Consider the following 11,214-nt stretch of genomic DNA (forward strand, 5'->3'; position numbering starts at 1 on the left):
TTTAGTCTTGCTTTTTATTTAATTTCATTATTGATTGCTTGTTTTTGTTTGTTTGGTTTGTTTGGTGGTTAATGTTTTATTCAAAGGTTTTTGTTTGCTTATTTTGTTTAAGTTTTTTTATTGTTTTATTCTTTTATTCTTTTATTCTTTTATTCTTTTATTCTTTTATTCTTTTATTCTTTTATTCTTTTATTCTTTTATTCTTTGAGAAAAAGGAAGGGTGAAGGTTATAAGCCTTATAAAAAGGGTCAAAAAATTAAGATTACTAACCGCATCAACATTGACCAAAATTGAGAAAGCCCCAACTCCCCTAAGTTCTTAAAGAATTACTCAGAGGCTTTTAAACACACCATAGCTTTTATGCGAAAATTTTATAGAGCGGTATCTGTTGATAGCGTAACGATAAAATCCATTAAAGCCAAGCTAGGGGGTAACCATTGCCATAAAGTAAGCGGTAGTCATCAAGTAGGGGGTGTGCGTAAAGTAATCTCTAGATTCAACACTAAAAAACCCTTTTTCATTAGACAGCGTGCTAAAAGCCAATCAATTTGACACTGGCATTGGGTTGAGCGTTTGAGTTGTGGTAATAAGGTTAGTCCTAAACATGCTAACATGTCAAAATTAGCTACATAAGGGTAAGTTATCTTGTCTCTTTTAGCGATTTTGTGATTTGCAAGGAAAGATTTATGGATGAAATTAAAACGCTGTTAGTGGATTTTTTTCCGCAGGCAAAGCATTTTGGGATAATCTTAATCAAGGCTATTGTTGTCTTTTGTATAGGTTTTTATTTTTCGTTTTTCTTACGGAACAAAACCATGAAGCTTTTATCCAAAAAGGATGAGATTTTAGCGAATTTTGTCGCGCAGGTTACTTTTATCTTAATCCTTATCATCACCACAATCATTGCGCTCAGCACGCTAGGCGTGCAAACCACCTCTATTATCACTGTTTTAGGAACGGTGGGGATTGCGGTGGCGTTGGCTTTAAAAGATTACCTCTCAAGCATTGCTGGAGGGATAATCCTTATTATTTTACACCCTTTCAAAAAAGGAGACATCATTGAAATCTCTGGCCTAGAGGGCAAAGTAGAAGCGCTTAATTTTTTTAACACTTCTTTACGCTTGCATGACGGGCGCTTGGCGGTTTTGCCTAATAGAAGTGTCGCTAATTCTAATATTATTAATAGCAATAACACGGCGTGTCGGCGCATTGAATGGGTCTGTGGGGTAGGGTATGGGAGCGATATTGAACTGGTGCATAAAACTATAAAAGATGTTATTGACTCAATGGAAAAAATTGATAAAAACATGCCCATTTTTATTGGGATCACGGATTTTGGACAAAGTTCATTGAATTTCACCATTAGGGTTTGGGCAAAGATTGAAGATGGGATCTTTAATGTGAGGAGCGAACTCATTGAACGCATCAAAAACGCCCTAGACGCTAACCACATTGAAATCCCTTTCAACAAGCTAGATATTGCTATTAAAAATCAAGACTCTTCTAAGTGATTGGTGTGAGATGCGTTGATTATGGTGATTGATTTTAAAGGATAACCCATGTCAAGCGATTTTAAAAACCTTTTCATCGGTGCTAATAATTCTAAACGCACCCAGTCTAACTTATTGGATAGCGAAAAAGGTCGTATCCATACTCATTCGTTATCATCTCTCATTGATGCCCGCCTTTAAGGAATACAAGGAAGCTAGAAGCCAACTATCTCTCTTTAAAATCTCTGTCAATTCTAACCAACCCCTATCAGCCCAACTAAAAGAGTATGATAAGAAAAAGTCAGCGTTAAAGTATAGTGCAAGTGGTAGAGTGGTTAGCTCTAGCAAATTGTTACTAAACTATGATTTTTAGAAAGAATTGAAGGCTCTAAAGTCAGAACCATTGATGAGATGAGTAAATAAGAAAAAGAAACCATTAAAAGCCGAGACTATGAGAAGCGGAATTTGAGTAAGGTATAGATTGAGCGCGAAACAAAACCTTGAAATCATTAAAATCTCTAACGCTCTATCACAAGGTAAGAGCGTAAGCGTTGGTCTTGTTGCGAGCGTGTTAGAAAACTCATAAAACTAATGAGCGAGAGTTTTTCACTGATGCGTGCGATTTCTTGAAAAAAGATTACCAAAGAAAGTGATGACTTGTCTGATAAAATCACTGCTATTATCAATTATTTTGATGGGAAAAATAATCTGTATTTGATGAGATGTGAAGCTCAATCAAAGTAAAAATGCATTGACTTACCAAATCTATAACGGAGTTTATGAATTTACGCAAACATTAAAGCTCTTGGTTTTTGCCAAATGGGTTTCTAGCGTTTCATTAACCAGGGGGTGTTTTTGGGATATTCCCCTCTAAGTGTTTTTAAAAACCCCCAAACGCTCTAAAAGCTAACACACCGAAAATCAAAGCTTTAAAATCAAAGCTTTTTAATTTGATTCTAAAAAATAGATGAGAGCAAACCCAACAAACCGCTTTATTATGACCCTATAAAAATAGGGGGAAAGCGAGATTTGCAATTAATCTTGCTGGATTCTTATGGCTGTGGGTGTGGATAGTTCTTCTTCAGTGGGGATTCTTAAAAAATCGCTATTACCCACTTTTCTTGTTTGTTTCACCACAGGCTGAGAGGGCGTAGCGATAGATTCCAAACCCGCTCCACCGCTGTTTCTTTCAGCACCGGTTGCAATGATAGTAACGCGCACATGATCAATGGGGATACTCTCGCTCGTGTGTTGGCCAAACTTAACATCAACATCTTGATTGGCTCGTTCTTGAATAGATATGCAAGCTTGAGAATAAGCATACATAGGATAATCAGGGTGGTGCTCAAAAAAGACAATAATGCTCTTAGCCCCATCAATAGAAGCGTCATCAAGAAGAGGCGATTGGATCGCATTTTCCACCGCTAATTTAGCGGATTCTTCGCCAGTGGCCTCACCAATACCCATTAACGCAAAGCCTTTAAAACCAAGAGCGCTTTTTAAATCGGAAAAATCAACATTAATATCACCGGGTTTAGTGATGATCGTAGAAATGCCACTCACAGCCCTAACCAAGACATCATCAACTTCCTTATAGCATTCTTTGGTGCTGGCGTTTTTTTTCATGGTCAAAAGAATTTTATCATTAGGGATAACCAAAATAGAATCGCTAGATTGCTCCAACTCCTTTAACCCCTCTTCGGCTTTCTTGCTTTTTTGAGACCCTTCGTATTTGAAAGGCTTGGTAACGATAGCAATCGTGAGCGCTCCCACTTCTTTTGCGATTTTAACGATAGTAGGGGTGGCTCCAGTCCCAGTCCCTCCTCCAAGCCCTGTAGAGACAATGACTAATTTGGCGTCCTTAATCGCTTCTCTAATTTCATTAGCACTTTCTTCAGCGGCTTTCCTACCAATATCAGGAACCCCTCCAGCGCCTAAACCTCCAGTAGACTCTTTGCCTAAAAGGATTTTAACCGGAGCGGGATTGTTTTTGAGATGTTGGCCATCAGTGTTCGTTGCAATGGGGGTAACATCTTGATGCACGCCGTATTCAACCAGGTGTTTAATCATGTTAGACCCCCCACCTCCAACACCGATGACGACAATCTTAGCCCCTTTATAAGCTGGATCGCTTACTTCTTCAATGCTCGCTTGACCAATATTATAATTTTCCATCTCTGATTGATGAACCATAGCCACATTCCCCTTGAGATACGATTTTTGCAAATCTTAAACTTTGATAAATAGCTAAAGGATTATACCATGTTTTCTGGCTTTTTAACTATCAAGGCGTTTTTATCGCATAAAGAAATGGCTGTATCTTAAAAGATTTTAGAAATCTTATCAAGGAAACTTTTAAAAAAACCTTTTTGTTCGGTGGGTTTTATAGGCAAGAAGTCATCGTTTTTAGCGGTGTTTAAAGGAGCGCTAGGGGCTTTTAAATCGCTCAAATTCCTTTCTGTGGGCGATGGATGGATATGGGGGGTAGGGCTTGATTGATGGGCTGTTCTTGTGTAATCATCGCTTTCATGGTAGCGGATAATCCCTTTAGAGTCTCTTTCATAATTGGTATGCCCCCCTGCTTTGTATAAAATCAAGCCAACCACGACTGAAAAGCGAGGATCTTTCAAGTCTTCAAACATGCCCATGATATTGTATTTTTCCACAGGGGCCGCCAAACGCACCGGGTAATTAGTGAAATGGGTTCTGGCTAATTCTTTGATCCCTTTCATTAAAGCCATCCCACCGGTTAACACAACGCCTCCGCCCAAATGCTCTTCTAAGCCGCTATCCTGAATGCTTCTGTGGATGATTTTAAAAGTTTCTAAAGCCCTTTCCCTCATGATAGTTTGGATTTCACTAAGCGGCACAATATGGCTTTCATGACCATCAGAGCCGGTGGTAGGGATTTGGACATTTTGATGGGGCGTTTCTTCTCCGCCTTCAAAAGAAAGATCCCCGTATTTGATCTTAACTTCTTCAGCGTAAGGGAATGGGGTGTTGAGCATGTGCGATAAATCCGTGGTTAAATGGTGAGAGCCTATGGGTAAGTATTTGTTATAGCGTATGGAATTGCCGCTATAAATCGTAAGGTTGCATGTCTCTCCGCCCATATCCACGCAAGCCACGCCCAATTCCCTTTCGTCATTAGACAAGGTGGCAATCGAGGCTGCATAAGAATTGATCACGATGTTTTCAATCTCTACTCCAGATTGGATCATGATTTTTTCTAAATTTTCAATGTTGTTTTTTTCTGTATAGACAATGTGGATAAAAACTTCCAAGCGAGTCCCGCTCATCCCTAAAGGGTCATTCACTTCTTGTTTGTCTAAAGTGAAGCGATAGGGGAGGGCATGCAAAATATGTTTGTCGTTATCCAAGCCTGCTTTAGCGCATGCGTTATTGATAGCGCGATTGATTTCATCAATGGTTACCACATTGTCTTTAGTGCTAGCTACACCGGTAACATCTCTAATGCTTTCAGTATAAGCCCCAGAAAAAGAAACAATCGCTTTAGTTTTAGGGTAATACGATTCTCTAAAGGAGGAAATGGGGTTATTCCTGTCTTCATCAGCGTTCAAACCTGCCATTTTTTTAGCGCTATTAATCACTTCTTTAATGGCGTTAGAAGCGTGAGCAAGGCTATTGATACGCCCTCTTTTAATGGCTTTTGAATTGATTTCTTTGGAGTCTTGATGGGCTGTGCCAATGATGCGCAAAATCCCTTCTTTAAATTCAGCCACTATCGCACAAATCTTTCTAGAGCCTATATCAACCCCTATAACGATTTCTTTATGTTCCATGATTTCCCCTTGCATTTATTGAATGTATTTGACTATCTTATAGCGTTTTTTCAATTCTTCTATCAACGCTTTATCAAAAAAATCCGTTTTAGTGTTATTGACTAAACGCTGTATATACTGGCTTTCTTCTGCACTAAAGGAGTGGTTGAAATTTTGCTCTGTGATTTGATAAAGCACCACTTTATTACCAATAGTAATAAACCCCTTTTTTTCTTGGCGGTTAAAAAGGGTGTTGATAAACTTAGCGCTTTCTTCTTGGTTAAGTTCGCTAATAGTGCCTCCAAAATTAGGGCTTACATAGCCCACGCTTTTGCCTTTAAAATCCTTAAGCTTTTCTTTAGCTAATGCCTGCAACGCCATAAGGGTTTTTTCTTGAGTCAAGCGGGTTTTAAGAGCGCTTTTGGCTTCATTAAAATTCTGCAATTCGTCTTTAATTTGAGAGATGAGCTGCACCACAATAAAACCATCTTTAAAAGGCTCTGGCTTTAGGATTTCAAGGGGCTTGAGAGCGGTGAGTTTTTGCGTGATTTCAGCAGTATAGGGGGAGTTGTTTTCTTCAAAATCTTGCGTGGTGTAGTTTTGCTCATTCGCTTTTTTTAGAGCGATATAGCTCCTTAAGGCTTTTTCATTCGCTTTTTGCATGCTTAAATCATGCTTGACTTGCTCTTGAACGCTTTTAAAATCCTGTAATTTCCCCTCTTTATCCAAATAAGACACCTTGTTTTTATGGTAGTATTCCTCCAATTCTTTCAAATCAGGTTTTTCCAAACTAGCGTCAAAATATAAAGAGCGTGTTTTAAAGCTCGTGGGCTTTTTAAAATCCTTTTTATGGGACTCGTAATATTTTTTCATCTCTTCTTCATTAAGAGAGATTTTAACATCATTAGGGTTCAGGATAAGAATGTCTAATTTGTCTTGCAATTTTGCCCAAAGCGATAAACTGGATTGCTCCAAAGGGGTAGTGGTTTTGGGGAAGAGAGCGCTGATTTTTTGAAGGATTAAAAGCCTTTCAACGCTTTCTTCAAAATGCTTGGGGCGGTAATGGCTTTGCTTTAAGATATTTTTATACAATTCTTCATCAAAAACACCATCTTTTTGAAAAACGCTCGTTTTTCTGATTTCTTTCGCCACTTCTTGCTTCGTAGCGCCAAGCCCTAAATCTAAAGCGAGATTCCTCAATAAGGCTTGATTAATGAGCGAATCTAGAGCACTTTTTTCCAAATGCATGGCTTTGATTTGATCTTCAGTGAGTTCCTTAAAATCAGGGATAGACTCAGCGTACGCGTCTTTAAGGCGGCGGTATTCTTGGGCTAATTCTTCTTGAGAAATCTTAATCTGTCCCACTTTGGCAGCGCTATCGCTATCTAAAGAAAAGCTGTATTGCCCCCAACCTATCATTCCGGCAGCAATAAAAGCGATCGTGCTTATCCATATTGTAACCACTAAATACTTTCTATGATTTTGCATCCATTCAATCATAAGAACTCTAATCCCTTTTAAAAAATCAAAAATATGAAATTCAAGTTTAAACAACCTTATAGTAAAATCAAATAACCTTATTTTAACCAAAGGTTATTAAAATTATCCTTATTATAGAGAGTTTTTAACATGAATTTTCAAGAAAATTTAGCCGCTTTGGATTTGGAGTATCTTTGGCACCCTTGTTCGCAAATGCAAGAGCATCAAAATTTCCCCATTATCCCCATTAAAAAGGCTCAAGGGATTTATCTCTATGATTTTAATGATAACGCTTACATGGATTTAATCAGCTCATGGTGGGTGAATCTTTTTGGGCATAATAACGCCTACATCAGCCAACAGCTCAAAAATCAAATTGATAGTTTGGAGCATGTCCTTTTGGCTTCTTTTAGCCATAAGCCCATTATTACGCTTTCTCAAAGGCTTTGCCAGCTCACTCATATGGACAAATGCTTTTATGCGGATAACGGCTCATCTTGCATTGAAATCGCTTTGAAAATGAGCTATCACGCCCATTTTTTAAAAAACCAAACACGCCCTAAAAAGCTTTTTTTATCGCTTTCTAATTCCTATCATGGCGAGACTTTGGGAGCGTTAAGCGTGGGCGATGTGAAACTTTATAAAGACACTTACACCCCACTATTACTCAAAAATCTCACCACACCCGTGCCTAAAAACGATAATGAAATAGAAAATAGTTTGAACGCTTTAAAGCGTTTGTTAGATAAGCATCATGAAGAAATTTGCGCCTTCATTGCAGAGCCTCTTTTGCAATGCGCAGGGAATATGCATATTTATAGCGCAAAATATTTAAAACAAGCCGTTTTATTATGCAAGCAAAAAAACATCCACATTATTTTTGATGAAATCGCTACCGGGTTTGGGCGCACAGGGAGCATGTTCGCTTATGAACAATGCGGGATTGAGCCTGATTTTTTATGCTTGTCTAAGGGGATTAGCGGGGGGTATTTGCCTTTAAGCACGCTATTGACCCATAATGAAATCTATAACCAATTTTACGCTCCCTATGAAGAAAATAAAGCGTTTTTGCATTCGCACAGCTACACAGGAAACGCCCTAGCATGCGCATGCGCGAACGCCACTCTGGATATTTTTGAAAAAGAAAATGTTATTGAGAAGAACAAGGCTTTAAGCGGGTTTATTTTTAGCGTGCTCCAAAACGCATTAAAACCCTTGATAGAGCAGCAAGTGGTGTCTGATTTAAGGCATTTGGGCATGGTCTTTGCCTTTGAAGTCTTTATTCAAACCAAAGAGCGTTTGAGTTTGGCGGTTTTTAAAAAAGCTCTAACCAAAGGTCTGTTATTGCGCCCTTTAAACAACACCATTTACCTCATGCCCCCTTATATTATCACGCATGAAGAAGTCAAAAAGGCGGTTGCGGGGTTAGTGGAAATTCTTGATGAGTTAAAAAAAGACTGAAAGCGTTTTTAAAAATAAAATAGTAAAAAGCTTGAATTGGATCAAACGACAGCTTTTTCTGTCTGTTTGATTTCAAAAGTTTTTAACTTGATATAAAACCCATTCAATAAAACCTATTCAATGATTTTAGGCACAACGAAGTAATGATCCTGGCTGTGTTTGTTTTGGCTTAAAATCTCATTGGCTATGTTGGGTTGGCTTTTGGGCACATCTTCTCTTAAAGGGGCGCATAGCTCTGTATCTGTTTTTAGCGCACTAGTTTCTAAAGCGAAAATGTTTTCTACAAAGCCTAAAACCTCCGCTAAATGGCCTTTAACGCTCTCTTTATGTTCGTCTTTAATCTCTAGCATGCTCAATTTTTCTAATCGTTGCAATAATGCGTCATCAATTTGCATTCTTTTCCTTTAGTTTAAAATAGGGGTTCGTCCATCGTTGCTGGGGCTTTAAGGCCCATGAGTTTTAACACGCTGCTAGCGATATTGTTTAAGGCTCCGTTTTTAATGGATTTGACTCCATTCCCTAAAACAAAGCAATACACGCTCCCAGCGGTGTGGTTGGTTAAGGGGTTTTGGTTTTCATCTTTCATGCGTTCGCAATTCCCATGATCGCTTGTTAAAAGCATGGCGTAATCCAATTTTTTCGCTAGTGAAAGGATCTCTCCTAAACATGCATCCACTGCTTCTACCGCTTTGATACTCGCTTCAAAATTCCCCGTATGCCCCACCATATCGCCATTAGCAAAATTCACAATGATCAAATCCGTGCCTAGTTTCATTTGCTCTAACACCGCAAGGGTTACTTCTTTAGCGTTCATTTCAGGCTTTAAATCATAAGTGGTAACTTTAGGGCTTTGGATAAGCACTCGGTTTTCATTTTTAAAAGGCGTCTCCACTCCGCCGTTGATGAAAAAGGTTACATGCGCGTATTTTTCAGTTTCAGCGATATGGCTTTGGGTCAGGTTGTGTTGAGACACCACTTCAGCGAGCGTGTTTTGAACGCTTTCTTTAGGGAATAAAACAGGGTAGGGGAAAGTGTTGTCATAAGGGGTCATGGTAGCGATATGGAGTTTTTTAAAAGCTTGACGCTTAAAGCTGTTAAATTCCTTTTGGCCTAAAGCGCTCACGATTTCTCTAGCCCTATCATTCCTGAAATTGATAAAAATAAAGCTTTCACCATCTTGCATGCCGCAATAATTTTCAAAACAAACGGGCATGATAAATTCATCGGTAATGTTTTTATCGTACTGGCTTTGGATATACTCGCTAGGGCTTAAAGGCGTGTGATTAAGCCCCATTAGGCTGTTATACGCAAGCTCAATCCTTTCAAAGCGCTTATCCCTATCCATCGCATAAAAACGACCGCTTACGGTAGCGATTTGAATGCTTTCATTGCAGATATTTTGCATTCGTTCCAAGTAGGTTAAAGCGCTTTTAGGAGCGACATCGCGCCCATCGGTGATTAAATGCAGACAGACTTTTTTATGGGATTTTTCACACGCTAAAGCCAGAGCGATAAAATGCTCAATGTGTGAATGCACGCCTCCATCGCTCATCAAACCCATAACATGCACCACAGGGCTTTTTTGGATCGTGTTTAAAAAAGCGGAGTTGTTTTTTAATCCATCGTTTTGAAGGCTTAAAGAAATTTTGACTAAATCCTGATACAGCACCCTACCAGCCCCAATGCACATATGCCCCACTTCAGAATTCCCCATTTGCCCTTCAGGTAAGCCCACGCTCAAGCCATGCGTATCAATCAGGCTATAAGGCAAGGTTTTAAACATCAAATCATAAGTGGGTTTTTTAGCATGAAAGAAAGCGTTATGATCGCTATCTTTACGATACCCAATGCCATCAGTGATAATCAAAAGAGTTTTTTGCACCATTTTTAGGACTTTTTAAAGCTCTTGCATGAGAGTGATGTGGTTGGCTAAAATCGCATTCCTTTGCCCTGGAGAGCAATTTTTGCACACTTCTTGTTTTTTGGAAGCGGTTTTGGCGTTGTTTTTTACATTATTTTTAATGTTATTCTTAAAGGAGCGTTTTTGGCTCACTTTAGCCGGTTTTTTGGGGCTTTTTTTAGCGGGCGCGAAATCAGCGTTATTGATTTGAGCGAAATACATGGGTTTATCTTTTTCTTTTTCTAGCGGCTTATTAATGGCTCGCTCGCTAGCTGCCTCTTTCATTTCTTGGGGTTTTTCTGCTTGGGTTTCCTCTATTTGAGATTTTTCTATTTGAGATTTTTGGGTGGCTAAAGTTTGGGGCATGGCGTTGCCGATAGGGTCTAAATCCAAGTTACTATTAGCGCTTTTTTGCAATTCTTGGTCATTACTGGACTGCGAATCAAAGATTTTAGATTCTTTCAAACGCCTGATCCTGTCTTGTATCTCTTCGTAATATTTTTCAGCTTCGGCGTTAGACTTCTCGTTTTTTTCCCAACGACTGCCCTTGTTGTAAGATTTAATCATGTCTTTTAGATTGTCATGGTAGCGTGTTTTCCAATAGAGCAACTCTTTTAAAGCCACTTCAGAAGCAAACGCATCGTCTTTGATGAGCAATTCCCCCATCACATTACGCAAAAAGGGGCTATCGTTATGCCCATAGCTTTTTAGAACGCTTGGGATATAAGAATGATACACGCCCGTGCTCGGATCGGAAAAATTGATTTTATAAACCCCTGCGCATGATTCTTTCCATGCGATGCCTGCCATTTCATAGCCTAAATTTTCTTTAGAGCCGAATTGATAAGCGGCTTTTAAGACTTCTTTTTGCTTAGCGTTAAAATCTTTAATGTTGTCGCAATTGGTCATCATGACTTTAGTAACGGGCGATTTGGGCTTATTTTTAACCCCCTTAGCGGGCTTAGGCTCTGTTTTAGTGGGGCTTTCTGCTGCAACTAAGCTTAAAGATGCACTTAAGGCTGCACCTAGCCATAAGGCTTTAAAAAGGGTGTGAGTGAGTGGGGTTAAATGTTTCAAAACGCCTACCTTGTTGTATTTAAAA

Annotated in this window: 11 protein-coding genes and 1 pseudogene; 6 read left to right on the forward strand and 6 right to left on the reverse strand. The window is 39.0% G+C overall.

Annotated features, from left to right (window positions below):
• The first annotated feature begins 29 nt into the window (after positions 1-29).
• The 5 genes and pseudogenes from CXY28_RS09035 to CXY28_RS08765 form a co-directional block, all read left to right on the forward strand.
• Positions 30-224 carry a hypothetical protein gene (locus CXY28_RS09035; RefSeq protein ID WP_416136688.1) on the forward strand — a complete coding sequence of 65 codons (195 nt, stop codon included), beginning with the start codon at positions 30-32 and terminating at the stop codon, positions 222-224.
• A 136-nt stretch (positions 225-360) separates the two neighbouring features.
• Complete coding sequence (locus CXY28_RS08680; protein WP_080218789.1) at positions 361-552, forward strand: hypothetical protein; 192 nt, start codon at positions 361-363, stop codon at positions 550-552.
• A 134-nt stretch (positions 553-686) separates the two neighbouring features.
• The gene (mscS, locus tag CXY28_RS05200) at positions 687-1,511 is read left to right on the forward strand and encodes a small-conductance mechanosensitive channel MscS (RefSeq protein ID WP_100977797.1); all 825 of its coding nucleotides are present in this window, start codon (positions 687-689) and stop codon (positions 1,509-1,511) included.
• A gap of 48 nt (positions 1,512-1,559) precedes the next feature.
• The gene (locus CXY28_RS08900) at positions 1,560-1,691 is read left to right on the forward strand and encodes a hypothetical protein (protein WP_258233626.1); all 132 of its coding nucleotides are present in this window, start codon (positions 1,560-1,562) and stop codon (positions 1,689-1,691) included.
• A gap of 189 nt (positions 1,692-1,880) precedes the next feature.
• A pseudogene (locus CXY28_RS08765) lies at positions 1,881-2,076 on the forward strand (hypothetical protein); the annotation flags it as partial.
• Positions 2,077-2,525: 449 nt separating this feature from the next.
• Here CXY28_RS08765 and ftsZ read toward each other — a convergent pair.
• The 3 genes from ftsZ to CXY28_RS05220 all read right to left on the reverse strand — a co-directional run bounded on the left by ftsZ (position 2,526) and on the right by CXY28_RS05220 (position 6,772).
• The gene (gene ftsZ / locus CXY28_RS05210; RefSeq protein ID WP_000233623.1) at positions 2,526-3,683 is read right to left on the reverse strand and encodes a cell division protein FtsZ; all 1,158 of its coding nucleotides are present in this window, start codon (positions 3,681-3,683) and stop codon (positions 2,526-2,528) included.
• Between the two features lie 128 nt (positions 3,684-3,811).
• The gene (gene ftsA, locus CXY28_RS05215) at positions 3,812-5,293 is read right to left on the reverse strand and encodes a cell division protein FtsA (RefSeq protein WP_100979806.1); all 1,482 of its coding nucleotides are present in this window, start codon (positions 5,291-5,293) and stop codon (positions 3,812-3,814) included.
• Positions 5,294-5,308: 15 nt separating this feature from the next.
• On the reverse strand, positions 5,309-6,772 hold the full coding sequence (locus CXY28_RS05220; RefSeq protein ID WP_100979847.1) for a peptidylprolyl isomerase: 1,464 nt from the start codon (positions 6,770-6,772) through the stop codon (positions 5,309-5,311).
• A 129-nt stretch (positions 6,773-6,901) separates the two neighbouring features.
• Between CXY28_RS05220 and CXY28_RS05225 the strand changes: the two genes are divergently transcribed.
• A complete protein-coding gene (locus CXY28_RS05225) occupies positions 6,902-8,212 on the forward strand; it encodes an adenosylmethionine--8-amino-7-oxononanoate transaminase (protein ID WP_100979808.1) in 1,311 nt (436 codons plus the stop codon).
• Between the two features lie 113 nt (positions 8,213-8,325).
• Here CXY28_RS05225 and gatC read toward each other — a convergent pair whose 3' ends face one another.
• The 3 genes from gatC to CXY28_RS05240 are packed head-to-tail and all read right to left on the reverse strand — an operon-like array spanning position 8,326 to position 11,189.
• Positions 8,326-8,607 carry an Asp-tRNA(Asn)/Glu-tRNA(Gln) amidotransferase subunit GatC gene (gatC, locus tag CXY28_RS05230; RefSeq protein WP_100957300.1) on the reverse strand — a complete coding sequence of 94 codons (282 nt, stop codon included), beginning with the start codon at positions 8,605-8,607 and terminating at the stop codon, positions 8,326-8,328.
• A 14-nt stretch (positions 8,608-8,621) separates the two neighbouring features.
• On the reverse strand, positions 8,622-10,097 hold the full coding sequence (gene gpmI / locus CXY28_RS05235; RefSeq protein WP_100979810.1) for a 2,3-bisphosphoglycerate-independent phosphoglycerate mutase: 1,476 nt from the start codon (positions 10,095-10,097) through the stop codon (positions 8,622-8,624).
• A 12-nt stretch (positions 10,098-10,109) separates the two neighbouring features.
• Positions 10,110-11,189 carry a hypothetical protein gene (locus CXY28_RS05240; protein ID WP_100979813.1) on the reverse strand — a complete coding sequence of 360 codons (1,080 nt, stop codon included), beginning with the start codon at positions 11,187-11,189 and terminating at the stop codon, positions 10,110-10,112.
• Between the last annotated feature and the right edge of the window lie 25 nt (positions 11,190-11,214).

The organism is Helicobacter pylori, from assembly GCF_002832345.1.
Lineage (GTDB): Bacteria > Campylobacterota > Campylobacteria > Campylobacterales > Helicobacteraceae > Helicobacter > Helicobacter pylori_CP.

What these genes read in the sequence shown, in the direction of transcription:
- CXY28_RS08680 (WP_080218789.1), top strand. Translation starts at nt 361, where the DNA reads ATGCGAAAATTTTATAGAGCGGTATCTGTTGATAGCGTAACGATAAAA.
- CXY28_RS08900 (WP_258233626.1), top strand. Translation starts at nt 1,560, where the DNA reads ATGTCAAGCGATTTTAAAAACCTTTTCATCGGTGCTAATAATTCTAAA.
- CXY28_RS05225 (WP_100979808.1), top strand. Translation starts at nt 6,902, where the DNA reads ATGAATTTTCAAGAAAATTTAGCCGCTTTGGATTTGGAGTATCTTTGG.
- CXY28_RS05220 (WP_100979847.1), bottom strand. Translation starts at nt 6,772, where the DNA reads ATGATTGAATGGATGCAAAATCATAGAAAGTATTTAGTGGTTACAATA.
- ftsZ (WP_000233623.1), bottom strand. Translation starts at nt 3,683, where the DNA reads ATGGTTCATCAATCAGAGATGGAAAATTATAATATTGGTCAAGCGAGC.
- mscS (WP_100977797.1), top strand. Translation starts at nt 687, where the DNA reads ATGGATGAAATTAAAACGCTGTTAGTGGATTTTTTTCCGCAGGCAAAG.
- gpmI (WP_100979810.1), bottom strand. Translation starts at nt 10,097, where the DNA reads ATGGTGCAAAAAACTCTTTTGATTATCACTGATGGCATTGGGTATCGT.
- ftsA (WP_100979806.1), bottom strand. Translation starts at nt 5,293, where the DNA reads ATGGAACATAAAGAAATCGTTATAGGGGTTGATATAGGCTCTAGAAAG.
- gatC (WP_100957300.1), bottom strand. Translation starts at nt 8,607, where the DNA reads ATGCAAATTGATGACGCATTATTGCAACGATTAGAAAAATTGAGCATG.